This window comes from Albibacterium profundi (assembly GCF_042159835.1).
In the GTDB taxonomy this organism is placed as follows: Bacteria; Bacteroidota; Bacteroidia; order Sphingobacteriales; family Sphingobacteriaceae; genus Albibacterium; species Albibacterium profundi.
Genome location: NZ_JBBVGT010000002.1, coordinates 1,628,191 through 1,652,519, shown reverse-complemented (window position 1 = coordinate 1,652,519; position 24,329 = coordinate 1,628,191). Strand labels below are relative to the sequence as shown.

Annotated in this window: 20 protein-coding genes; 15 read left to right on the top strand and 5 right to left on the bottom strand. The window is 43.4% G+C overall.

Annotation, left to right across the window (positions count from 1 at the left end; all coding sequences use genetic code 11):
- Nucleotides 1-717 (bottom strand): FadR/GntR family transcriptional regulator, encoded by a 717-nt coding sequence (locus WKR92_RS08840; RefSeq protein ID WP_375557465.1) that lies wholly within the window; start codon nucleotides 715-717, stop codon nucleotides 1-3.
- Between the two features lie 113 nt (nucleotides 718-830).
- On the opposite strand from WKR92_RS08840, the gene WKR92_RS08835 reads away from it, so the two are divergent.
- The 8 genes from WKR92_RS08835 (at nucleotide 831) to WKR92_RS08800 (ending at nucleotide 14,436) form a co-directional block, all read left to right on the top strand.
- Complete coding sequence (locus WKR92_RS08835) at nucleotides 831-4,112, top strand: SusC/RagA family TonB-linked outer membrane protein (protein WP_375557464.1); 3,282 nt, start codon at nucleotides 831-833, stop codon at nucleotides 4,110-4,112.
- Nucleotides 4,113-4,123: 11 nt separating this feature from the next.
- Nucleotides 4,124-5,695: a RagB/SusD family nutrient uptake outer membrane protein gene (locus tag WKR92_RS08830; RefSeq protein WP_375557463.1), complete on the top strand. Its 1,572-nt coding sequence runs from the start codon at nucleotides 4,124-4,126 to the stop codon at nucleotides 5,693-5,695.
- Nucleotides 5,696-5,770: 75 nt separating this feature from the next.
- Complete coding sequence (locus WKR92_RS08825; RefSeq protein ID WP_375557462.1) at nucleotides 5,771-6,709, top strand: dihydrodipicolinate synthase family protein; 939 nt, start codon at nucleotides 5,771-5,773, stop codon at nucleotides 6,707-6,709.
- Nucleotides 6,710-6,739: 30 nt separating this feature from the next.
- Nucleotides 6,740-7,975 carry an MFS transporter gene (locus WKR92_RS08820; RefSeq protein WP_375557461.1) on the top strand — a complete coding sequence of 412 codons (1,236 nt, stop codon included), beginning with the start codon at nucleotides 6,740-6,742 and terminating at the stop codon, nucleotides 7,973-7,975.
- 13 nt (nucleotides 7,976-7,988) lie between these two features.
- On the top strand, nucleotides 7,989-10,073 hold the full coding sequence (locus WKR92_RS08815; RefSeq protein ID WP_375557460.1) for a GDSL-type esterase/lipase family protein: 2,085 nt from the start codon (nucleotides 7,989-7,991) through the stop codon (nucleotides 10,071-10,073).
- A gap of 11 nt (nucleotides 10,074-10,084) precedes the next feature.
- Complete coding sequence (locus tag WKR92_RS08810; protein ID WP_375557459.1) at nucleotides 10,085-11,266, top strand: AGE family epimerase/isomerase; 1,182 nt, start codon at nucleotides 10,085-10,087, stop codon at nucleotides 11,264-11,266.
- A gap of 1 nt (nucleotide 11,267) precedes the next feature.
- Nucleotides 11,268-13,226 carry a family 20 glycosylhydrolase gene (locus tag WKR92_RS08805; RefSeq protein WP_375557458.1) on the top strand — a complete coding sequence of 653 codons (1,959 nt, stop codon included), beginning with the start codon at nucleotides 11,268-11,270 and terminating at the stop codon, nucleotides 13,224-13,226.
- Between the two features lie 52 nt (nucleotides 13,227-13,278).
- The gene (locus tag WKR92_RS08800) at nucleotides 13,279-14,436 is read left to right on the top strand and encodes a sialidase family protein (RefSeq protein ID WP_375557457.1); all 1,158 of its coding nucleotides are present in this window, start codon (nucleotides 13,279-13,281) and stop codon (nucleotides 14,434-14,436) included.
- A gap of 243 nt (nucleotides 14,437-14,679) precedes the next feature.
- On the opposite strand, the gene WKR92_RS08795 is transcribed toward WKR92_RS08800, so the two are convergent.
- Nucleotides 14,680-16,716: a glycoside hydrolase domain-containing protein gene (locus tag WKR92_RS08795; RefSeq protein WP_375557456.1), complete on the bottom strand. Its 2,037-nt coding sequence runs from the start codon at nucleotides 16,714-16,716 to the stop codon at nucleotides 14,680-14,682.
- 569 nt (nucleotides 16,717-17,285) lie between these two features.
- Between WKR92_RS08795 and WKR92_RS08790 the strand changes: the two genes are divergently transcribed.
- A complete protein-coding gene (locus tag WKR92_RS08790) occupies nucleotides 17,286-18,005 on the top strand; it encodes a redoxin family protein (protein WP_375557455.1) in 720 nt (239 codons plus the stop codon).
- A gap of 164 nt (nucleotides 18,006-18,169) precedes the next feature.
- On the opposite strand, the gene WKR92_RS08785 is transcribed toward WKR92_RS08790, so the two are convergent.
- Nucleotides 18,170-18,745 carry a hypothetical protein gene (locus WKR92_RS08785; RefSeq protein WP_375557454.1) on the bottom strand — a complete coding sequence of 192 codons (576 nt, stop codon included), beginning with the start codon at nucleotides 18,743-18,745 and terminating at the stop codon, nucleotides 18,170-18,172.
- A gap of 416 nt (nucleotides 18,746-19,161) precedes the next feature.
- Between WKR92_RS08785 and WKR92_RS08780 the strand changes: the two genes are divergently transcribed.
- Nucleotides 19,162-20,724, top strand: coding sequence for a Fic family protein (locus WKR92_RS08780; protein WP_375557453.1), 1,563 nt, complete (start codon nucleotides 19,162-19,164; stop codon nucleotides 20,722-20,724).
- Between the two features lie 29 nt (nucleotides 20,725-20,753).
- Here WKR92_RS08780 and WKR92_RS08775 read toward each other — a convergent pair whose 3' ends face one another.
- The gene (locus tag WKR92_RS08775; RefSeq protein WP_375557452.1) at nucleotides 20,754-21,029 is read right to left on the bottom strand and encodes a hypothetical protein; all 276 of its coding nucleotides are present in this window, start codon (nucleotides 21,027-21,029) and stop codon (nucleotides 20,754-20,756) included.
- A gap of 39 nt (nucleotides 21,030-21,068) precedes the next feature.
- Nucleotides 21,069-21,365, bottom strand: coding sequence for an AlbA family DNA-binding domain-containing protein (locus WKR92_RS08770; protein ID WP_375557451.1), 297 nt, complete (start codon nucleotides 21,363-21,365; stop codon nucleotides 21,069-21,071).
- A 32-nt stretch (nucleotides 21,366-21,397) separates the two neighbouring features.
- Between WKR92_RS08770 and WKR92_RS08765 the strand changes: the two genes are divergently transcribed.
- From WKR92_RS08765 to WKR92_RS08745, 5 genes are all read left to right on the top strand, one after another.
- Entirely contained in the window at nucleotides 21,398-21,580 is a 183-nt protein-coding gene (locus WKR92_RS08765) for a hypothetical protein (protein ID WP_375557450.1), read from the top strand.
- A gap of 67 nt (nucleotides 21,581-21,647) precedes the next feature.
- Entirely contained in the window at nucleotides 21,648-22,436 is a 789-nt protein-coding gene (locus tag WKR92_RS08760) for a helix-turn-helix domain-containing protein (protein ID WP_375557449.1), read from the top strand.
- Between the two features lie 244 nt (nucleotides 22,437-22,680).
- Nucleotides 22,681-23,007, top strand: coding sequence for a hypothetical protein (locus WKR92_RS08755; RefSeq protein ID WP_375557448.1), 327 nt, complete (start codon nucleotides 22,681-22,683; stop codon nucleotides 23,005-23,007).
- A gap of 21 nt (nucleotides 23,008-23,028) precedes the next feature.
- Nucleotides 23,029-23,595 carry a hypothetical protein gene (locus WKR92_RS08750; protein ID WP_375557447.1) on the top strand — a complete coding sequence of 189 codons (567 nt, stop codon included), beginning with the start codon at nucleotides 23,029-23,031 and terminating at the stop codon, nucleotides 23,593-23,595.
- Between the two features lie 11 nt (nucleotides 23,596-23,606).
- Nucleotides 23,607-24,323, top strand: coding sequence for a hypothetical protein (locus WKR92_RS08745; protein ID WP_375557446.1), 717 nt, complete (start codon nucleotides 23,607-23,609; stop codon nucleotides 24,321-24,323).
- Nucleotides 24,324-24,329 lie beyond the last annotated feature (6 nt).

Here is a 24,329-nt window from a genome sequence, read left to right as displayed (position 1 = left end):
TTAAACCAAATTTAATATACGAGCAAAATGATTATTCAGGTGCTTACGTATCGCACTACGATATAAATCCGCATCCCGTTTTTTGAGTATTTGAACCAATTCCTTGTGAGACACAAATTCACCCTCAACAATAGGTCGCTCCAATAGACCAGTATGATGAACATACTGGAAAATAGGAATAATCAACTCTTGTAACTCAAGGAGAATTTTGTTTCCAGATATTTCATAGAGTTTACCGTGAAACCTTTTCTCATCATTCACTTGCCACGGGGCCGCTGTATCTCCTGAAACAATATCACTGACGATGTTATCAAGTTCCAACAAATCATCATCCGTAATTCTGTCAACAATAAAATCAGCCATTCCCACTTCTAAAGCAAGACGCATTTCGAATAAATCTTTGAGGGTCGCCTGATCCAAAATAGACGGGTGAAATACTTTCCGTAGCGGCCCCAAGACATCTGGATTTCTAAGGATGGCACCTTTATGTTTTTTAGACTCGATTAAACCAATTGCCTTTAGCCTTAACAAAGCTTCACGCACAACCGTCCGACTTACCCCTAAACGCACAGCTAGATCTATTTCCTTGGGCAAGACCTCACCCACTTTCATTTTACTCTGCTGAATAAAGCTAATAATGCGCTCTTCAGCCTTATCAACTAAACTGGAGGTGTCTATACCTTCAAGTTTCCCAAAAGTGTCATGTGTTTCAGACATAATGATATTAAATTTTCGCAACAAAAATACCAATTAAGATTTGGATATATCGCATTATGTCATACATTTGTGTTTACAATTATGTTATACATAACTCTTTTTAACTCAAAATTATGATACAATTCTATCTAAAAAATCAGAAAAAGCTATTCTTCCTGCTTTTTCTCTTCATGGTGCATAGTGCCAGCTTTGCACAGAGCATTCAAGGGAGGGTATTGGGAGAGCAAAATACTCCACTTCCAGGCGTGAGTATCCGAAATCACACGCAGAATATTGCCACTCTTAGTGATGAAAATGGCTACTTTACAGTGCAAGGAAAAGAGGGTGATTCTCTTTCCTTTACTTTCGTTGGCTATGAAAGTTACCAGACGATCCTAAGTTCGAGCAGCGACATGACCGTAACTCTCCAAGTAGACGAACAGGCACTAGACGAAGTTGTCATTTTGGGTTATGGTAGTATCGAAAAGTCAAAATTAACCGGTTCAGTTTCCCGCTTAGATGATCGTGTTCTCGAAACGGGAGTGCGTGCTAATCCAGCCTCAGCACTTGCAGGAACTATCCCCGGTCTCCGCGTTCAGCAAAGCTCTGGTCGACCTGGCTCGGTGCCCAATATTGTGCTAAGAGGGGGGACGACCTACGGTGGTGGCGGATCGCCCTTGGTGATTGTCGACGGTTTAGTTCGAAGTGGCTTCCATGATATCAATCAAGATGATATCGAATCAATCGATGTGTTAAAAGACGCTTCTGCTACCGCAATTTATGGAGCTAGAGCTTCTAACGGTGTAATTCTAATTACCACCAAAAGAGGAAAAGAGGGTGTTTCAAACATCACGGTAAAATCCAAAATCGGGATGGGTTATTTAAATCTACCGTTTGACTTCTTAGGAGCAGAAGATTATTTGTATTGGTCGCGTAAAGCAGTCCAAACATCCGGCATGTATCAGCCTAACCAATTGAATCAACTTACATCGGTCGGACCTTTCGGAACTGGGAATCGATATAAAGATGCAGAAGGAAATATCTTGGACGGTAACGTAACGAGCTCTGCTGTATGGAGTACCATGTTTTTAGATGATGAAAACCGAGAACTTCTAAGTCAAGGTTGGAAAACAATGATCGACCCCATTACTGGCAGAGAGTTAATATTCAAAGACTTCAATTATCGCAACCATGCTATGCGTGATCATAGTCTCACACAGGATTATAACGTGGCAATGCAAGGCGGAAATAACAAAGGGAAATACTATGCCAGTATCGGCAAATATAATGAAGAAGGCCTGCCTATTGGAACGGATTATGATCGCTTAACTTTTGTATTAAACGGTGATTACAAAATCAAACCTTGGATCGTCTCAAATTCAAGTGTCAATTTTGCTAACACGAAGTGGCGAGATGCGATAAACAATGAAGGCAACTACTTTACCAGAGCCTTGGGTGCACCTCCAACAATGCGGGGGACAAATGCGAACGGTGAACTTTTGGTTGGTCGCGATTGGACCGACGGAAATCCAGCTGTAAACAATGACCGTTTTATACGCAATAACCTCAATCAGAAGTTAACATTGTCACAAGCATTTGTCGTTAACTTCCTAGATAATTTAAGCTTGCGTACCAGTGCTAACTGGTTCCTGAACCAAACAAACAACGAATCCTTCAACAGAGATTACCTTGCTTCGCCAGGGAATTGGGTGAGAACTCGTAGCACGTCTGCGCTATACGATAAGATCTTGAATCAAACGTACAATGCCGTTTTAAATTACAATGAATCAGTAAACGGCCATAATTTTGATGCGATGGCAGGTTGGGAATTTTTTGATTCGTATGCCACGGGATTTTCTGCATCCGGTAGTGGGGCTCCGACAGACGATTTTATGGATCTAGGTCTAACCAGCACCGAAGAAAATCGTCGTGCCATCGACTCATACCATAATAGACAACGGATTACTTCATACTTCGGCCGTTTAAATTACGACTTTGAACAGCGCTATCTGATGACCTTAACCGTACGTCGCGACGGCTATTCTACCCTACTAAACAATCGATGGGGAACCTTCCCAGGTATTTCTTTGGGATGGAATCTGCATAATGAAGGTTTCTTCTCTGAGACCATCGGGAAAGGCAATATCGTAAACACCTTAAAATTAAGAGCAAGTTATGGTGCTAACGGTAATGTTGGAGGAATTGGAAACTATACGCTTCAAGGAGCTTACGGAACCGCTAAGTACGATGGAAGCGTTGGTTATTTGATGTCTAGCCTAAGTATACCTAACCTCCAATGGGAAAGCTTGATTACAAAAGAGGTTGGTCTGGAAGCACGATTATTAAACAAGATCGACCTGACAGTTGCATACTACCATCGTACCACTTCCGACAAGATTGCCACCTTAGTATTACCATCTTCGGCTGGGTTTACATCCATCACAACGAACAATGGCGACATGCAGAACCAAGGGGTGGAGATTGACCTGAATTATCAGGTTCTACGATCTAACGACTGGGATTTATCCTTCAATTGGAACACAGCTTATAATAAAAACAAGATCTTAAAACTGCCTGAAAATGGTGTAGAAAACAACCGTCAAGGTGGATTTCAAGTCTACGACCCCAATACAAAAGAACTGGTATGGGTTGGTGGCTATCAAGAGGGTCAGGATCCTAACGTAGCGTATGCTTATGAAGCACTAGGACTTATCCGGACACAAGAGGATCTAGACAACTATGCCTCTCAATTAAAAGACTTAATTGGTGCTCGTACACTCGTACATCCAGACGCATACAATGCCATGTCGGATTCTGAGAAGTCCCTACACTACCCATTAGCTTTGGGTGATGTTATGTGGCGAGATATCAATGGTGATAACATCATCAATTCTTATGACCGCGTATATATGGGTAACACCGTTCCTAAATGGACCGGAGGATTCGGATTTTACACCCGTTGGAAGGATCTATCATTGAGCGCACGTTTTGACTATGCTTTAGGTTTTGTAGCTTACGATGGTCCGAAAACATGGTTCTTAGGAATGGGTCAAGGAACTTTCAATACCACTGAAGAGGTATTTAACACATGGAGCCCAGAAAATCCAGGTGCCCCTTACCCTACATACTATTGGGCAGATCAACTATTTAAAAACAACTACTTTAGAACGACCAGCATGTTCTATAATAAAGGGGATTATCTTTCATTCCGAGAAGTCTCTTTAAGTTACAGGTTACCTCAGCAAATCGCTCAACGGATAAAAATGGAAGAAGCGAGCATTTCCATTACTGGACAAAACCTGCACTATTGGACGAAGAATACCCTATACTCACCAGAAGCTGGCAGTATAGCCATCGGAGGCGGCGGATACCCGTTACCTAGAACGGTAATCTTTGGAATACAATTAACCTTTTAAGAACAACGATCATGAAAAAAATATTAATTACATTAACAGTCATAGCTTCGTGTCTCATGCTATCTTGCAATAAGATGGACTTAGACCTAGCGCCGGAAGACTACTTCGCCAGCGGAAGCTTTTGGAAAAATGAAAATCAAGTTCAAGGCGCGATGCTTGGAATCCATGCGCAACTTCGCGACCATCAACAGGTGTTTTGGAACCTAGGGGAAATACGCGGCGGCACCTTGCGTGATGGAACCAGTTTTACAGGTACTGCATCCTTAAATGCTGCATCTTTGATCACCCAAGATATTCGAGAAAGTTCACCCGGATATAGCTCGTGGGCAGGACTGTATGCTCCTATCTTCCAGGTGAACAACTTTATCCATCAGGTTGAGCAGGCAACATATATGAGCGATAAACAAAAGGGATATTATTTAGGGCAAGCCTATGGCATACGCGCTTTCTATTATTTCAACCTGTTTCGTACTTGGGGAAGAGTACCTCTGGTAACTGAGCCCAAAGTAGCCGTTAACACACCTACATCTGCTGATGAAGCATACGCACCACGTAGCGCAACAGAGAAAGAAACCTTAGATTTTATCAAGGGTGACATCGATAAATCGATTGGTTATTTTGGTAATAATACAACGATTTTATCTCAGAAAGGACAATGGTCTCTCGCTGCTTCACAGATGTTAAAGACTGAAACTTATCTATGGTCTGCAAAAGTAGCAATAGACGGACAGGCGCCTGCAACTACCGCTTCAGATTTGCAAACGGCTAAAGCGGCAGTTGAGGCGGTGATCCCACGCTTTAGCCTTCTTGACGATTTTGGCGCGGTCTTCTCTTCATCTTCGGTTTCATCCTCATTAGGGAACAGTGAAATCATCTTTGCTCTGAGGTATCAGGCTGGGGAGGCGACCAACTTCTTCAACAATTTTATCTATGCGCCAAGCGACGATGTCTCCGGATATGTGGACGACCAAGGCAACCCCATTCCAAATGATCCACTCAATGTGGGGTCGAGTGGTACCATTATTCGTTACGAATATAAATATGACCTTTATTCATTATATGATTCAGACGACCAACGCGCGAATGCAACATTCTTAAATTTCAACAAAGGAGATCTACACGCTGTTGTATTGCGGAAATTCCTGGGAACCATTGTGGAGGGTGTTAGAAGGTACGCAGATGATTACCCTGTTTATCGCTTGGCAGACGCCTACCTTCTTTTGGCCGAGATAAAAAATAAACTGGGCGAAGATCCTACCGCAGAAATCATGGCCGTGAGAAACAGAGCCTACGGTAGTAATGCTCCACAGTTTGTTAATGGAAGCTTCGAGGAGAATGAGATAGCCATATTTTATGAACGCACAAAAGAATTTGTTTCTGAAGGTAAGCGCTGGTTTGACCTAAGACGCATGCAGGATGCTTCCGGCCAACCGTTGGTTTTCAGAACAGATTTACCTCTCGTAGGTGTTCTAGAGAATACCGAAAGTCAACGTCACAAAATACTTTGGCCAATCGATTTAAATACCATGTCGGAAGATCCAACTCTGGAAGGAGACCAGAATCCTGGTTACGCCGGCACTTAATAAAAAAAATATAGATATTTATACCATGCAGGAGGGAAAGTATTCTCTCCTGCTAATTTTTTAAAAAATTAACAAATGCTAAACAAAAAAATTGAAGGCTTAATAGCTGCCCCCTTTACACCGTTCGATCAACAAAGAGAATTAAATCTTGACGCTATCTCTTCCTATTATTCATTTCTAAAAAACAATGGCGTCGTTGGTGCTTTTATCTGTGGGTCAACGGGTGAAGGAGTATCGCTAACGTTCGAAGAGAAAGTAAAGGTCATGAACGCATGGACGGATCTAACTAAACACGACGATGATTTCGCGCTCATCATGTTTCTTGGCGGCACCAATATTAAAGAATGTCAAGAACTTGCTAGATTATCGGAAGACAGCGGTGTAGACGCTATTTCTTTCACGTCGCCTTTCTATTTTAAACCAGCCAACGCTAAACAACTCGCTCTTTGCTGTGCAGAGGTGGCCGCAGCTGCTCCGAACACTGCATTTTACTATTATCATATTCCCGTGCTCACAGGAGGTAACTACCCGATGATCGACCTTCTGAGAGAAGTTGACGGCTTAATTCCGACTTTCAAAGGAATTAAATACACACATGAAGATTTTATGGACTTCCTTTCCTGTTTGAACTTTAATAACCGGAAGTATGATATGTTATGGGGACGAGATGAAAATATGCTTTCGTCACTGGCTGTGGGAAGCAAGGGCGCTGTTGGAAGTACTTATAATTATGCTGCGCCGCTTTATCACGATCTGATTGCTGCTTTTGAAAAAGGTGATCTTGACAAAGCAAATGCTTTGCAACAAAAATCTATTGACATGATTACCTTGTTAGGGAAATACGGTGGTATTGCAACTGGCAAGGCCTACATGAAGCTAGTCGACATGGATTGCGGAGAATTTCGCCTACCGGTTTCCAATATGAGTGAAGTGCGCTTTTCTGAATTCAAAAGAGACGTTGAAAAGTTAAATTTCGAATCGTTCAAATCAACTCATCATACGGTAAAGACATAGCCAATAACGCAATCAGCTAAAAAACAACTCATGCTAAAAAACAGCAAATATTATCCCTGGCTAGTCGTAGCGTTACTATGGGTGGTCGCATTACTCAATTACTTGGACCGTCAAATGCTTTCCACGATGCGAGAGGCCATGCTTGTCGATATCGTCGAACTACAAACAGCAGAGGCCTTCGGTATGTTGATGGCCATCTTTCTTTACATCTATGGCTTCATGAGCCCGGTAGCCGGTGCTATCGCAGACAGAGTTAACCGGAAATGGCTTATCGTCATCAGTCTTTTCGTATGGTCGGCTGTCACCTATGCTATGGGAGTGGTAGACAACTATAATCACCTGTTGGTTCTGCGCGCTATAATGGGTGTCAGTGAAGCACTCTATATCCCTGCCGGATTAGCCTTAATAGCTGATTATCATACGGGTAAAACTCGTTCGCTCGCCATCGGCATTCACATGACCGGACTCTATATGGGCCAAGCTTTAGGTGGTTTCGGTGCTACGGTTGCCGCCGCGCATGGTTGGCATACAGCATTTCACTGGTTTGGTATCGCCGGTATCATCTATGCAGTAATTCTTAGCTTCCTTTTATACGAGAAAAAACAAGAACCTGCTGTTATCCACGAAGGCCAACCAACAAGGAAGGTGCCGTTTTTAAAAGGATTGTCTACTTTGTTTTCAATGGTAGCGTTCTGGGTGATTCTTTTTTACTTCGCGGCACCAAGTTTACCAGGATGGGCAACAAAAAATTGGCTTCCCACCCTATTTGCCGACAGTTTAAATATTCCAATGGCAGAGGCAGGACCGCTGTCTACCATTACCATAGCCGCTTCTTCTTTTGTGGGCGTTATCATTGGTGGCATATTAAGTGACCGTTGGGTATTAAAAAATGTTCGTGGACGAGTTTATACAAGTGCCATCGGTCTTTTCCTAACGATCCCTTCGCTTGTCTTGCTGGGCATGGGACATACCTTTATCGCAGTAGTAGGTGCAGCTGTCCTATTCGGTGTCGGCTTCGGTATATTCGACGCGAACAACATGCCGATATTGTGTCAATTTGTTCCAAACCGCTTACGTGCCACAGCCTATGGTTTTATGAATATGGTAGGAGTTTTTGCCGGAGCTGGAGTTACACAAGTTTTAGGTACATTAAAAGACGAAGGTCATTTCGGCAGCGGCTTCGCTATGTTAGCTGTTGTGGTTGCAATAGCATTGATTTTGCAATTGGCTACCCTACGACCTAAAGTAATTGACTACGTTGATTAAAAACCCGTATTGAATGAAAAGAAACAGCTTATTATATTTTCTCTTATTCTCATTAATTAGTTTGAGCCACGCATGGGCCCAGGAAACTATAAAAGTTGCCACTATTGGAGACTCTGTTACCGAAGGCCTCGGTCTTGAAGAACCAAGCACGCAGGCCTATCCAGCGGTTCTACAACGTTTGCTTGGCGACGGATATAAGGTAAAAAACTTCGGTCTCAGCGGTGCGACCCTTTTAAGAAATGGACATCGCCCTTATGATAAAACACAAGAATTCAAAGAGGTGATCGACTTCCAAGCGGACATCGCTGTGATTCATCTCGGCCTCAACGATACGGATCCTCGTAACTTTCCGAACTACCGAGATGAGTTTGTAGCGGATTATCTATGGCTGATTGACACATTAAAGACGAACAATCCTGACCTAGAGGTTTTTATATGCAACCTGTCACCGATATTTACGGGCCATCCCCGTTTCTCATCGAGCACCTTTACGTGGTATCATGCAGTTCGGCAACTCATTGAACAGGTAGCCGAAGCGACCGGCCTACCGCTTATCGACTTATACGCATCCCTTCACAATCGTCCAGACCTGATCACGGATGCCCCTACCCTACACCCTAACAAAGGCGGCGCGGCCTTAATTGCCAAAACAGTGCAACAGCACCTGACGGGCGACTTCGGCGGTTTGAAACTTCCGCCTGTTTTCGGTGAATACATGGTCGTACAACGCGACAAACCCTTTCAAATCTGGGGAACAGCTAACGCTGGAACAAGCGTTGAGGTAACATGGAACCAACAAAAAAAGGAAGCTACCGTGGATGTCGACGGACATTGGGAGCTAAGTTTCCCTGCTCCAAGCTTAAACCCGAAACCTCAAAGTTTGATCATCAAAAATGACGACGAAGAGCTCCATTTCGACAATGTGCTGGTTGGCGACGTATGGCTGGCTGCAGGGCAATCAAACATGGAGTTCCCCTTAAAAAATGCTTTGCGTGGAGACAGCTTAGCAAACCTGGCAGACCAGCAACAGAATATCCGCCTTCTGCAATTTGACTCCTATGCACGCACAGACAATGTCGCTTGGGATTCAGTGACACTTAAAAAGGCGAATGAGCTTGACTTCTTTGAAGGTGAGTGGACACAAAACAATAAGGACAATGCCTTAGACTTTTCAGCTGTAGCCTATGCCTTTGCAAACGATATTGCTGAAGAACAGCATATTCCTATCGGCATTATCAATCTTTCAGTAGGAGGATCACCTCAACTGGCATGGTTGCCACGCCTATCGCTTGAAAAGAATGCTGATTTCGTTCAATCTCTTCACCCTTGGCGCTTAAGCGATTACTTGATGGGCTGGTGCAGAATGCGCGCCAATAAGAATTTAGAGCTAACGGACTCTCCCTTCCAACAACACCCTTATGCTCCGGCCTATATTTATGAAGCAGGGCTGGCACCGCTAGCACCATTTTCTTTGCGAGGAATGATTTGGTATCAGGGTGAAAGCGATGCTGAAAATGTCGAACTTTATAGTCGCTTGTTCCCTTATTTTGTTGAGGAAATCCGAGAGCAATGGAATGACGATTTCCCATTCTATTATGTACAGCTATCAAGTATCGAACGACCTTCATGGCCGTATTTCCGCGACGTACAACGGAGGCTACTACAGGAAGTGCCCAACAGTGGCATGGCTGTAACGAGTGATATCGGTGACCCCCACGATGTGCACCCTCGAGAAAAGTTAGAAGTAGGACAACGTTTGGCCCGTTGGGCGCTTCATGAACAATATGGGCGGGACATTGTCTTTTCCGGTCCTTTATTCAAAGACTATCGTGTCGTAAACGACCGTCTCGAAGTTTTGTTCGATCATAATGAAGGATTACGAAGCACCGACGGTCAAGAGCTCCAAGGCTTTGCCTTCCAGACGCTCGACGGACAGCATATTTCTGCTAAAGCTGATATTCAGGATGATAAAGTTGTTATAGAACTACCAAATGTTCGGCTAAAGACCCTTGTCTATGGCTGGGATTCTGTTAGTCAGGGTAATTTAGTCAACCAAGCCGGACTCCCCGCAAGCACATTCCGCATACCTCTCAACTAGATATTTATTTTATGGACACTCAATATATCAAATCGCTTCGCGATTTTTATAAACATCAACTATTGGAAGACACCGTCCCCTTTTGGTTCCCTCGGTCGTACGACACAGTAAACGGGGGCTATCTACTCATGCGAGACGCTGATGGCAGCCTTATCGATACCGATAAAGCCGTTTGGATCCAAGGACGCGCTTGCTGGCTTTTATCCACACTCTATAATACCGTTGAGCCGCGCCAAGACTGGCTGGAGGGTGCAAAACTAGGTTATGAGTTTTTAAAAACTCAATGTTTTGATGAAAACGGAAAAATGTATTTCCATGTCGACCAACAGGGAAAGCCAATACGTATGCGTCGTTACTTCTTCTCTGAGACCTTCGCTGTTATTGCTTTCGCTGCTTACGCAAAAGCATCGGGCAATCAGGAAGCAGCGGAACTGTCCCGAAGCATTTTTACCACCTGTCTTGAATATGCATCTGGCGAACGCCCCATCGATCCTAAATTTGAAAACACCAGACCAAGCAAAGGCATCGGCGTGCCGATGATCATGATCAACACCGCACAGCAGTTACGTGAAACCATCGGCGACCCGCGTTGCGATGAAGCTATCCGTTTGTGGATTGATGAAATTGACACCTATTTTGTAAAGGATGATATCCAATGTGTAATGGAGCAGGTGGCGCCCGACGGTAGTATCATTGATCATATCGACGGCAGAACACTCAATCCCGGTCATGCTATCGAAGGCGCATGGTTTATCCTGCACGAGGCTCGTTATCGGGATCATGACCCAAAACTAATAGACCTTGGTTGTCGCATGCTTGACTATATGTGGAAACGCGGATGGGATCAAGAATATGGCGGCATTCTCTATTTTCGTGATGTTTATAACAAGCCAGTTCAAGAATATTGGCAAGACATGAAATTTTGGTGGCCTCAAAATGAAGCCATCATCGCAACATTACTGGCTTACCTGGTTACGAAAGATGAAAAATATCGCCGTATGCATAAACAGATTCATGACTATGCTTATAAGCATTTTCATGATCAAGAACATGGTGAATGGTTTGGCTATCTGCATCGGGATGGCAGGATTGCGCAAACAGCCAAAGGCAACTTGTTTAAAGGTCCCTTTCATTTGCCGCGACAAGAATGGTACTGCTGGTCTATTTTAAATGATTTTCTAAAAAATGATTAAGATGAATATCAAAAGAGTTCAATATTTATTAATTGGCATTTTTTTTCTTTTCAGTACGCAACTAGATGTTAAAGCACAGGAGCATCTCATCCCTTTGCCGATAGACATGCAGTTCGGAGAAGCTTCATTAGATCTAGCTAAAGGGATAATTCTACAAAAAAACAATTCTTTGCTGGACAACGAGTATAGTTTGGCACAAGAAATTTTGGACGACTGGCAAGTGAACTCGGTTTCGGAAAAAGCAGATGATCTTCCGTTGATGCTATTGACCGTCGAACAAAAACCTGTGGCCGGGCAATCTGCCGAAGCTTACCATCTAACCATCGATAAAAACGGGATTCGTATTACGGCATCTTCTGCCGCAGGAATTTTTTACGGCCTACAAACTCTGCGCCAATTTGATGTTCAGAACAAACAAATTAGAACTGTTGAAATCAATGACGAGCCAGCTTTCTCATGGCGTGCATTTATGGTAGACGTAGGAAGGAACTACCAGCCCTTAGATATGCTTAAAGAACAGATCGATGTCATGGCACACTATAAGATGAATGTCCTTCATTTTCATTTTACCGAAGATATAGCATGGCGTCTGGCAAGCAAAAAATATCCAGGGCTGACAGCAGCTGATAATATGACCCGGTGGGAAGGTAAATACTACACCGAAGAGGAATTTCAGGAACTAATCGACTATTGCAAAGAAAGACATATACTGTTTCTTCCGGAGATCGATATGCCCGGTCATAGCGCAGCCTTCGAGCGCTTCTTTGGCGTCAGCATGCAGTCAGATTCAGGGATTGTATACATCAAGGAATTATTAAAGGAATTCTCCGAGACCTATTCTGGTCTCCCTTACCTACATATCGGTGGTGATGAGGTAAAAATCACAAACAAAAACTTTATGCCTGAGATCACCCAGTATGTTGAATCTCTGGGTTACAAAACCGTTGGCTGGGATCCGGGGAGCAATTTAATGCCCCAGACAATCCGGCAGTTGTGGATGGGCGGCGCTGAAAAAGTAAAAGAAGAAGGAGAAATGGTATTTATCGACTCCAAGCACCTCTACATCAACCATATGGATCCCTTGGAGACGGTAACAACGATATTCCATCGGAAAATTGGTCAGCAAGACCATGAACATGCAAATCTCCTGGGTGCAACCTTATGTTCTTGGCCAGACCGTGCGATAACGGATCCGATCGACATGTTCTATCAGAGTGCAGTCTACCCGGGCATGCTAACCTTTGCTGAAAGAAGTTGGCGAGGCGGAGGCAAGGACGGATGGGTGGCGAATATCCAACCGAAGAACACCACTGACTATCTGGAGTTCAAGGATTTTGAAAGACGATTGCTCGCTCATAAAGATCAATACTTTCACGATAAACCTTTCCCCTATGTCCAACAGATTGGGCTAGAATGGGAATTGATTGGCCCTTTTCAAAATGAAGGTGATCTGACTCGCTCATTTATTCCTGAGGAGAATCCGTATGCTGATGAAATCAAGGTATCGAAAACGGTTGAAGGCGGCACCGTAATATTACGGCATTGGTGGGCAGACGTGATACCGGGAATCATTGAACAGCCAGAGGAAAATACAACTTGGTATGCTCGTACCCGGATATGGAGTGACGAAGGAGGCTCCCGGCCTTTCTGGATTGGCTTCAACAACCTATCCAGATCCTATGCCAGTAGCTCTCCAGAACTTGGGACATGGGACGACCGAAAAAGCACCCTATGGGTAAATGGCAAGGTAATCCCACCTCCAAAATGGGAACAGCCAGGAATAGAGGGAAATTTAGAGATACCACTGCTCGACGAAGGCTATTCTTTTAGAGAGCCTACCATGATCCATCTACAAAAAGGCTGGAACGAAGTACTGATAAAATTACCTGTCGCTGACTTTCGAGGACAAAGTTGGAGCAATCCTGTTAAATGGATGTTTACCTTTGTACCATATAGATGATAAATCAGACATAACACGATTAAACAAAACATATACGTAATAAAAAAACATAATGAAAAAATTACTTTTAACATTTACGCTCATTGCAAGCATCCTACTGGTTCAAGCTCAAGAAGTAACGGTCTTCAAATCCGGAGACGATGGCTATGCCAGCTATCGTATTCCAGCGATTATCAAAAACAAAAACGGCGATCTAATTGCCTTCTCCGAAGGCCGAGTTGATCACGCCGGCGACTATGGAAACGTCGATATTGTTTACAAAATCAGTTCCGATCATGGTAAAACCTGGGGACCACTCCATGTTGCCGCAGACTATGACAATCTTCAAGCGGGCAATGCTGCTCCAGTGGTAGATTTGCTTGATCCAAGTTATCCCGACGGTCGTATTTTCCTTTTTTATAACACCGGTAATAACCACGAAGGAGAAGTACGAAAAGGTGACGGTTTGCGTGAAATCTGGTATATCACATCTGAAGATAATGGGCAAACATGGTCGGAGCCAGTAAACATCACAACGCAGGCCCACCGTCCGAAACAACCACAGATCAATCCAGACTATAACTTCAAAGAAGATTGGCGCACATACGCCAATACACCAGGCCACGGTTTCCAGTTTGTTTCAGGACCTAATAAAGGACGAATCTATATTGCAGCCAACCACAGTGCAGGAGATCCACTACCTCAAAATAAAGACTGGGTAGCACATGGTTATTATTCGGACGATCATGGTAAATCATTTAAATTAAGTGAAAACGTTCCTTATCCCGGCACCAACGAGTCGACCGCCGCACAGATCGATGAGAATACGGTTTATATGTCATCAAGAAACCAAGGCCTTGAACCTAAACTGCGTATTATATCAATCTCGACCGATGGCGGACAAACATGGGATAGCTCAACCGCAGACCCTAATCTACCCGATCCAATTAATCAAGGATCCGTACTTTCGTGGAAAAAAGGCAAGAAATTCATTCTGGCCCATATCAACGCGGCTGATCAGAACAATCGTGACAACCTAACCTTACGGCTTTCAAAAGATGGGGGCAAGACTTGGTATTTCAATGAGACTATCTCCAAAGCTCCAGAAGGTTACGAAGGTGCCTATTCTGCCTATTCGGATATCGTGTTGGTAAGCAAGAAGAAGGTGGGTATCTTATACGAAAAAGACCACTACAAGGAAATCGTCTTCTTGATTCAGAAAATCAAATAGAACAGATCTCAAAAGTCCAGATAGCAACTTTTTATAAAGCGAGAGGCTCTGCAAGTTACCTTGCAGAGCCTCTCGCTTTACCATCTTATTATATCAGTCTACTTTCGGGTAAAATACAGATAGCGTCCCCCGGTATCAAATCCGCATTTTCAGCCTAAAATGCGGGACTAATACGGGATAGGTGCATCCTAAATCCATCTGCGAACTTTACAAGTCCAGACCAAGTCTAGCAGCGATTCTCCATCAGTCGATCGAGGAAATCCAGATATTATCAGCACCGTATTGGGTCGGTTCAGCCGAAGCTTCGATCACCAGTTCTCCGCCGCCAGCAATCTCATCTTTTCGCAACCAAAGCCGACCTAGCTCCTCCCCGTTCAGAGTAACCTTCTTAATGTAGCGATTATCTACCGAATAATTCACAACCGAAATAGTTAAAGGCATTCCCTCATTGTCCAATTTGACCTCCTTGAACAATGGTACATTGAGGTAGTATACCGGCTCTCCAATCAGAGGCTGATGAAGACCCAAGGCCGTCATCACAAACCAACCCGACATCGCACCGGCATCATCATCCATAGTCCTTACAAAAGCCTTTGGCTCATTCTTGTAAATCCGGTCGATATGTGGGCTGATGCCACGACTATTATCGTTAAAATAATACTGAATAACTGTATCTACCGCAAGCTCCTGAACGAGCGACTGATAGCGCCAAGGTTTGTTACTCGCGTAATACATGGTCGGTGACTGTTGATCCGGCTCATTAGCCCTGTTGAAATAATGATTATCAAAGAAGTCGTCCACTTGAGCAGTAAATGCATCTTTACCACCTGCGAGTTCAACCAAACCTTGAACATCAAAAGGGACATTCCAACGGTATTGCCTGATGGTACCTTGATACATATTTCTAGCTGACATCCGATCTACATCTCGTTTTGTCAAATCCTTAAATTCACGATTCCATACTTCACGGTAGGTTTTCGCTCGTTCCAAATAATGTTGTGATTCGTCGCCCTCAAATAGCTCACTCATCACCCACATATCATAAGCCGCTTCCAAATATTTATCCGGCTTCGAAAAATCGAACCTCGCCGTATCCCGAATCAACGAATCTTTGATTGCGTCGAAATGGATATCATAGCCTTTCTTTTTTGCATCTAAAAGTACCACCGCTGCATGTTCGGTACGAACGGTATTTGCCGGTTCATGTGGGCCAGCGAAATCGTATTTCCCGTAACGATATAAATCGGAAATCGAAGAAACGACATCCTGATACATAGAAGGGTATACCAGTTCGAGAAGTGGCAATTGCGTTTTGTAATTATCCCATATCGCCCAACCGTGATAGCGATTGCCTTTGCTTTGATGTATCTCGCCGTCGGTTCCCCGATAGCTACCGTCAGCTTCTGATGTCAAAAAAGGCGATTGAAGCGTACGATACAACAGTGAATAAAACAAGGCCTTTCGTTCCTCATCGCCTTTCACTTCAATTTTCGACAGAAAGCCATTCCACCTTTTCTCCGATTTTCTTTTTAATGCCTGATAATCTAGCTTTTCGTTATCGAGCAGACGCTGTTTCGCGTAGCTGATATCAACCGAAGAAAACGCAATGCGGAATTCAACTTTATTCGCTTTCTCATCTAAATGCGCAGTCAGAAAATTACCGTCTTGCCCCCAATCGACATCCCCAGACACCTGGATCGCATAGTAAATAGTATAAGTACCCGCGTGGCAAGTCGATTTTGAACGGACCTTTCCTAGAACCATTCCGTCTTCGATCCTGTATTCGTTATCAACGAACGCATTATTAAGCGAGTGCTGTAAATTCACTGACAACCCCTTTGCTCCATCAGGGAAATGATATTCGTGGATACCAAAATTTTCGTTCACCGAAAACATCGCAGAGATACCCTCTTCAAAGTCAATCTCATAAAAACCCGGACCTGCATTCTCATTCGTTTCAGATAATCTTTCTTTATCATCAGCTTCACCTAAAAAAGGCTTCACCATAATCAAGCCGCCGCTACCCTGACAACCAACACCTTCCATCCTATTATGTGTAAATCCTAGGACCTCTTTTGCCAAATGCTCATAGCCCACATGAAGCGTCGGATAGGTTTGCGGCAGAATACTGAGCTGACTGAAGGGCGAGGATGCAGCCGGCGAAAGTTGTCCATGGTCACCGGAAGAACCCAGGAAAACATTGACATATTCACTTTGTGCAAACGTGGTCTGAGCCCCTAAAAAAGATATCAAAAAGAGTAGTCTTAAAATTTTATTCATGTGTGCTTCCTTTATTTTTCAGGTTTATCGAAAACGAAGTTCGAAAGATAAAGTATTATTCACATAGATTAAAAATAAATATTCCTGCTGTGTACATTACATTCACGAGTTTCCTAAAAAGTCACGTAGTTCTGACCTTAACTATCTAAGATTACAGCTGATTTGAATATTAACTTGTTTTACATATACAGTCAGAGATTCGTATATGCCCTCTTTGATACCTTGTTGAAACACCCCCTTTGAATATGAGGACAAGGGGAGCATAAGCCGTTCCATTCGGAAGCATGTAGGACAAGTCCTGTACGAGTCCTTAACAGTTTCTTTAAAAATGTTTGAAATCGACTCCGTAATTTGGGATCCTCCTGCCCCCTTTATATTACAAATAATATCATGTTGCTTGCAATTCATAAGTTTGATTTATCTGATAGCTGTAAGAAATTTAGTTTGGAAATTAAATAGTTTATCATAAGTTTAATACAACCATTTAAGCCATATCAGGGAAAACAAATATACACTTTAAAAAATTCGCATTAATTTTCTATATTTAACAAAACCTAATTATATACCGTATGAAAAAGAAACTACTTAAGGGAGTTTTGGTAATTTTTTCACTAATTATCTTGGCGTACCTGGCTTTACAAGTTCATAACCATAAACGCAATCAAGCAAATAGAAACAGAACTATATCTGCAAATAAAAGTAAACTCGACGAAATCGACGCTCAATCAGGAAAATTCTTTCCGGACATAGTGCTTCTTGATGAAAAAGGGAATGAACGACATTTAAACGAATATGCTTCGAAGGTCGTTTTCCTTGATTTCTGGTACACTCGTTGCGTCCCTTGTATTGAGCAGCATCCGTCCAGTGCAGCATTACAGACCAGGTTTAAAGCTGATACCAATGTGGTTTTTGTAAATATTGCCATAGAGGATGATTTTGACCGATGGACAAACTATCTCGCTGCAAATGAAGTTGCCGGGCAAAATCTGTTTCTCGAACGCACCCATGTATCTACAGGGAAGGAATTTGGCGTCACCTCCTTTCCGACTTATGCCGTACTCGGTGCTGAAAATAAAATTATGGGTCTGACTTCCGGTTCCCAATTACGTCCTGGTACTAGTAAAGCGGGGAGCAACGGATTAGTGAGTAACATCAACGCCGATTGGATATTACTAGAGGCCAAGAAAGGTATTACTGCAAGAGAAGCATTGATTAAGTATTACACCAGCGACCGTGAATATGCATTGTGGGTGGCTAAGTATCGGAGCAAATATAAAGATGATTTTTGAGGCTAGATCATTGAATGTCACATAGGGCAAAGTCACTGATGTTGGGCATGATTAATTAGTTTAGATAGTTAACAAAAACAAGAAAAGGCGAAGCTCTGCCCATATAGTCAAAGTTCATACAAAAAAATGGAAACAACGATCTCAAATTTTTGAAGAGACTGACACTAAAAATAAATATCCACATAATCGACAACCATACCTCCTTCACAATTTTCCATATCCTGCATGCGCCAATATTCTCGGTTCTTCGTAGATTCAAAAATTATGGGTCCTTCTTTCAAACAAGGTTCACCTTGATTTAGATGTTCGATTTGAGATTCGACGATTCCTTCGAATATCAATTTCTTATCAGATATAGGTTCCAGTGTTCCATTAATTTTCAAATAGTCATTATTGTCAGGGTTTCGTTGTTCACCCACAATGCTATATTTATTGTCTCCGAGGTACTCAATCTCCGCTTCACCCAATTCATCCCAACTTATCCATTGCAGGGTCAAGTAATGAGTTCCTTCACGAATGGCAAAGGAAGTCGAATCGGGGACTCCATCGTTTGACGATGGCTGTGCGTCCTGAGCGCCTGCGGGTATGTCCACTGTATCTGCGGTAATCACATTATCTTGCGGGAAGGTCAATGAACTGTCTGCTGTTTCATCTTCGGTTGATGTTTCCCTCGGAGGTTGCTGACAACTAATGAAACATAAACTTATAATACCAAGCAAGAAAAATTTTATCTCATTCATAGTTTCGATTGATTTTTAACTACAATTCAGATATAGAACAGACGGGTAGCTACTTTAGTTTTAGGGCAGAAACGAGAAGGCCTCAACTCCGTTAATTCGTAAGTTGCTGTTCTGTTGGATATATCATTCAATCTTTGATGCTTCTTGTTCGTTTGCCTACGAGCACAAACTAGACCGTGCGCAATATGGAAAAATAGAAGCAGGTGCTGCGAACCTTACGCTAAAAGCTTTTTAAAACATCTAAACGTGATGGAGATTTCATTTTCATCATACTATTTCCAACTGAAACGTCGATCATGGTTTAATAAAAACACCACAACACAATTTAATATAAATACCACAACAATATTTACTAAATTTACCACAACAGAGTTTGCTAACACAAGCACATCAGTGTTTGATAAACGAATAACGATATGGCAACACCACGAGAAAGATTTGTAGAAGCCCTAAAGTTTCTAAAGCAATTGCAGGAAAAAGGAATGATAGGTATTCATACAGAAGATATTCCTAATCGTAAGTACCGTGAGATCCTGATCAGGAATGGATTTATCAGAGAAGTAGCCAAAGGGTGGTATATAGCTACCGATCCAGCGGCGCGGGATGGCGAAACCACAGCCTGGTATAGCTCATATTGGGATTTTATCGCTGTATTCCTAAAACATAGATATGGCGATGACTGGTGCCTCTCTGCCGATCAGTCTTTATTGCTCCATGCAGGTAATCAGTCTGTACCCCAGCAGTTACTTATCCGTTCTCCGCACGGGAATAACCATCCTACTGCATTGCCGTACAATACATCTCTTTTCAATCTACGGGGAGAACTACCGCCCGCGGATCAGCTCATCATAATCGATAACGGGATACGAATGTACGATCTACAGTCTGCTCTCATTTATAGTGCTGCGACCATCTATACCAGAAATGCTATCGATGCGCGTACTGCGTTGTCCTTAATAAGGGATGCGTCTGAACTCCTACCCACGCTGCTCGAAAACGGTCATACTACGCTGGCAGGACGACTGGCCGGGGCCTTTCGAAATATCAACAGGGAAAGAATTGCTGATCAGATTATAGATACCTTTAAACAGGCCGATTATGATATCCGCGAAAAAGATCCTTTCAAAAGTAAAATCGATCTGAAATTACCCGCCCGAGAACGATCTCCATACGCCACCCGAATCCGATTGATGTGGGAACAGATGCGAGAAGTGATCATACAGAACTTCCCTGCTTCACCTGGGATACCAGAAAAGAAAGAAGATTTCCTAAAGGAGATTGATGATATTTACGTCACTGATGCTTACCACTCCCTTTCCATAGAGCGCTATCGTGTAACACCAGAGATGATCGAAAAAGTAAGCTCGGGAAAATGGGATACCAAAGAGAGTGAAGAGGATCGTAAACAGCGTGATGCGATGGCCGCGAGAGGTTACTATCAGGCTTTCCAGTCCGTCAAAGAAAGTATCGCCGCGATATTGAATGGTACAAATTCCGGAACGCAGGTCGATATCGATCATTCCAGATGGTATCGACAACTTTTTGATCCGAGCGTAACAGCTGGTTTATTGAAGGCTGCTGACCTGGCCGGATATCGCAACAACCAGGTCTACATCGCTAACTCCAAACACGTTCCTTTGAATGTAGACGCCATGCGTGATGCCATACCGATATTGTTCGAATTGTTGGTAGAAGAACCCGAGGCTTCTGTTAGGGCTGTTTTGGGACATTTCATATTTGTATTCATTCACCCATATATGGACGGCAATGGAAGGATGGGACGTTTCCTAATGAATGCTATGCTTGCATCGGGTGGATATCGATGGACGGTCATTCCAGTAGAAGGGCGGGACGAATATATGCAAGCGCTCGAACAGGCCAGCGTCGAACAAAACATTGAACCCTTTGCAAAATTCATCGGGTATCTGGTAGAAGAAAGCCTAAAGGGTAAAATGATTGCTGAACTGCCAAAAAAATAAAAGTTACCTTTAAAGTGGGTTTCTGCCGACTACAACACCAAGAAACGCATACAGTTTCTGCTCTTCCCCCAAGGCATAACGTATAGCAAAGCTGCTCTTTTCAAATATTTGCCCTCTTTCAATTTTAAATTTTCAAGAAGTTGTTCATTTGTATCGGTCAAACTTTCTTCTGAAAGCCGTTGGCTTCTGATACCCCGTTTTTTGAAAAGCTCAAACGTTTCCTGCTTTAAATCTTCTGCCAGAACGTTAGGAATTGGCGCGCCATCCCAATGCTTCCCCTTTTTCTGCAAGAGAAATTTATCCAATGCCACACCTTTCAGTTCCTGTTTGGTGCTACCGCTTCGTTAATGATATTGTCCTTTGTAATTTACTGCGTTTGGATAAGGTTCAACAATGATTTCCAGATAGTCGCCCTCTTTGGTTTCGTACAAATTCACATCAACCAAAATGCCCAAAACATCACGTACTTTGTTTGGAATTTCTTCCAGCAATTTTTTAGCGTCAGTGATACCCAAGACCTTTCCTCTATCGTCTTTACCGATAAAGATAGTACCGCCATTAGCATTCGCAAAACCGCAAATCCATTTAAGGTATTCGTCTCTCCATATACTTTTGTACTCTGTGCTTTGAGATTCTGCCATGATACAAATTTACACTTTACAGATGAAAAAAAATGCTATCGTACAGTGTGGACTGGCTAAAGAAAGGAAAAGCCCTGCAAGAAACGAACGAAGTTCACTGTAAACAGCCCAAAGCGAGAACTGCCATAGCCAAGAGGGGTGGGGGTTCGCAGGCCACAAATGAGGGGAATCGCCATTGCGCCTTCGTCCGTCCGGCACATCCAAACAGTGATTGATTTATATATAGTATATTTACAGCAAATATCAATCAAAATGCAGGTTTCGTTTACACATCCACATCCAATGTTAAAGCCTTATGTAGAAGGCTATTATTACATTGCGTTGGATTGTTCGTCTTCTGACCCCCTCGATATTCATCCAATAGGTTACAATACCATCGCATTCACATTAAACCCACAGGCAGTATTCAAACCGGACAGTGGCAGTGATTATAATTTCAACCTAAGTTATCATGGTTATATAAGTAAATACATATCACTCATCCCATTACAGGCATTCATCAAAATGATTGTGGTTTCCTTTACTACCAACGGAGCTTCCCAATTGTTTGGTATTTCGCAACCGGAATTGATTAATCAGATTATCCCTATAGAAGATGTTATTTCCGGGTCGGGTACATTAAAAGAGAAATTAGAAGAAAACATGTCGTGCGAAAGAAAAGCGATATCTTCAATAGAGCGCTGGCTATTGGAACAGCTGCCAAAAAAAGAGCCCTCCCGCTATGCACAGAACATTGACTATGCCTGCAATCTTATACAGTTGCGATATGGCAACATACGTATTGCTGACCTGTGCCTTGAAGTAAATATGAGCCAAACCAATCTGGAAGACCATTTTAAGCAAATGATAGGCATCTCACCCAAACACTACTGCCGGATTATCCGGTTTATTGCAGTTTACCGTTTTATTTTGAACAATAGCCATATCGATTGGAGTGCGCTGGTTCATCGCTACAATTTTTTTGACCAGGCGCATTTTATCCACGATTTTAAAACCTTTTTTGGCTATTCGCCTTCCAAAATACACCTCGCCAATGCCCATCTTGCTAAAGGATTGACCTTAGAAATTTAACATTTTCCGGGAATTTTTACAATAACCCCACTTTTAACCTATCTATTTTTGCGTTACCGTTTGAGGTCTTTTATCGGCCGTGCGTTTCTGCCTGCCGGTAAATAGGTCCATCATACGTACAGATCCCGTTGTGTTTTCAGAACGCAAGGGGCGATTCATTGCTGGTTCAAAACTGAAAAACATGAAGAACAGAAGACCTTTTGTTACGCTCTTTCTGATAGCCCTGGTGTTTGTCTCCGGGGGGGTGACGTCCTGCTCCGACAAGAAAGAGGACATCAAAACCGGGGAGTTTCCGATTCCGTATCCCGAAGGAGGTGAAGTCATTACCGATAAATGGGACGGCAAATCCGGGCACCGGACGGTGAAGTACACCGCCGACCGACACTCAGAACTGATCGATTTCTACGACGATTATACTTCCGGTAGCGGCTGGAAGCGTAGCGAAGCGGGAAGCGGATTCATACCAAGCGCTATTTACCTCAATCTGACCAAAGGGTATACTATAGACGTGGGGTCACCGGAGGATCAAGTTTCGGAAGCGGTGTTGATTACGCTCTATGTAGCGGATTAAACACAGAATAAAATCAATCCCATGAGAAAATATCAACATTATATCTTTTCGATCGTTTGCAGCTCTTTTATACTCATCGGAGCTGCTTGTAGTAAAGGCAGTGAACAAAAAGACCCTACTGTCTACGTGACCCTAAAAAGCGGTACGGAAGTATTGATGGATGTGAGAGGCTCTGTAGCGGAGACTGCCGGGAGAGCACATGCCCGAATCAGCACACAGGATATTAGCGGGCCGGGTGGCGATGTACGGAAAAATACCGTAGGCATCGTAGCGAATGTCGTGACCGATATGGAAAGTGGCAAGATGCAATCGCTCGTTATCACGGTACCGAATGTGGTGGGCCCCGACACCTACGACATTGTAAAAGAGGATGGCCTTTTTGTTTACTCCGATTCGCGAACCGGCATGAAGGGAGGGGAGGTTTCTCCGGAAGCGGAATCAAGCCAGGGTACGATTACTATTGAAGCTATCGGAGGCAGTGATCTCCCGGGTTTAGGTAAAGCGGTTAAAGGGACGTTCTCGGTTACAGCAAAAGGTCTGGACAGAACGCTGCTGAAGCTGAACGGGTCGTTTAATGGCGGGTTATAAAAACGATTAGAATGAAACAGATTTACATGATACTGGCTGCCTGCCTGTTGAGTTTTTCTTGCAGCAAGAATAAAGACAGCGAACCGGCCATGGGCTACTTTGTGAAGACCATAAAATCGGGACAGGGAGAGTCCGAAATGAAATTCGAGCTGCAGTATGACGACCGGAACCGGTTGGTGGAAGAGCATATAAAGTTCGCATCAGACGACATGCGCATCCGATACGATTACGACGATGTCGGGCGTATCATACGGGCGTGGTGGGATGATAGACTATATGGCACATTTGAATACGAGGGAAACATCCTTACCAAAATAATCGTACCCCCGAATGACACCGATCCGGAGCGAACCTTTCCGGTCACCTTTGCGGACGGGACGTATCAGGCAATGGATGGGAGTATCAGGTTCAGGATGGACGACAGGCAGCAACTGGTCTACGATGATGCGACCCGGGGACACTATACCTACACCGATAAGCCCGGTATACACAAGCATCTATACATTCAGCCCGTCTGGTTTATGGGAGAGTTGAGCGCACTGGCGTTTTACAGCTTGAAGATATCCCGATATGAAATTGCCACAATTACCATGCGCGGAACCGAGTACGAGGCGCGGAACAAAACCGACGGTCAGGGAAACATCATCCGGGTGGAGATGATGGAAAAGGGGACGGGAACGGCACAGCAGGCTTGGGATATCACCTATGAGCAGCGGGTGCTGAAATAAGGAAGA

Bases quoted from the DNA above. Each gene is read 5' to 3' on its own strand.
- WKR92_RS08770 (WP_375557451.1), bottom strand. From the start codon at position 21,365: ATGGCAGAATCTCAAAGCACAGAGTACAAAAGTATATGGAGAGACGAA.
- WKR92_RS08805 (WP_375557458.1), top strand. From the start codon at position 11,268: ATGAATATCAAAAGAGTTCAATATTTATTAATTGGCATTTTTTTTCTT.
- WKR92_RS08815 (WP_375557460.1), top strand. From the start codon at position 7,989: ATGAAAAGAAACAGCTTATTATATTTTCTCTTATTCTCATTAATTAGT.
- WKR92_RS08760 (WP_375557449.1), top strand. From the start codon at position 21,648: ATGTTAAAGCCTTATGTAGAAGGCTATTATTACATTGCGTTGGATTGT.
- WKR92_RS08750 (WP_375557447.1), top strand. From the start codon at position 23,029: ATGAGAAAATATCAACATTATATCTTTTCGATCGTTTGCAGCTCTTTT.
- WKR92_RS08795 (WP_375557456.1), bottom strand. From the start codon at position 16,716: ATGAATAAAATTTTAAGACTACTCTTTTTGATATCTTTTTTAGGGGCT.
- WKR92_RS08820 (WP_375557461.1), top strand. From the start codon at position 6,740: ATGCTAAAAAACAGCAAATATTATCCCTGGCTAGTCGTAGCGTTACTA.
- WKR92_RS08745 (WP_375557446.1), top strand. From the start codon at position 23,607: ATGAAACAGATTTACATGATACTGGCTGCCTGCCTGTTGAGTTTTTCT.
- WKR92_RS08780 (WP_375557453.1), top strand. From the start codon at position 19,162: ATGGCAACACCACGAGAAAGATTTGTAGAAGCCCTAAAGTTTCTAAAG.
- WKR92_RS08840 (WP_375557465.1), bottom strand. From the start codon at position 717: ATGTCTGAAACACATGACACTTTTGGGAAACTTGAAGGTATAGACACC.
- WKR92_RS08790 (WP_375557455.1), top strand. From the start codon at position 17,286: ATGAAAAAGAAACTACTTAAGGGAGTTTTGGTAATTTTTTCACTAATT.
- WKR92_RS08810 (WP_375557459.1), top strand. From the start codon at position 10,085: ATGGACACTCAATATATCAAATCGCTTCGCGATTTTTATAAACATCAA.
- WKR92_RS08800 (WP_375557457.1), top strand. From the start codon at position 13,279: ATGAAAAAATTACTTTTAACATTTACGCTCATTGCAAGCATCCTACTG.
- WKR92_RS08765 (WP_375557450.1), top strand. From the start codon at position 21,398: ATGCTATCGTACAGTGTGGACTGGCTAAAGAAAGGAAAAGCCCTGCAA.
- WKR92_RS08785 (WP_375557454.1), bottom strand. From the start codon at position 18,745: ATGAATGAGATAAAATTTTTCTTGCTTGGTATTATAAGTTTATGTTTC.
- WKR92_RS08835 (WP_375557464.1), top strand. From the start codon at position 831: ATGATACAATTCTATCTAAAAAATCAGAAAAAGCTATTCTTCCTGCTT.
- WKR92_RS08830 (WP_375557463.1), top strand. From the start codon at position 4,124: ATGAAAAAAATATTAATTACATTAACAGTCATAGCTTCGTGTCTCATG.
- WKR92_RS08825 (WP_375557462.1), top strand. From the start codon at position 5,771: ATGCTAAACAAAAAAATTGAAGGCTTAATAGCTGCCCCCTTTACACCG.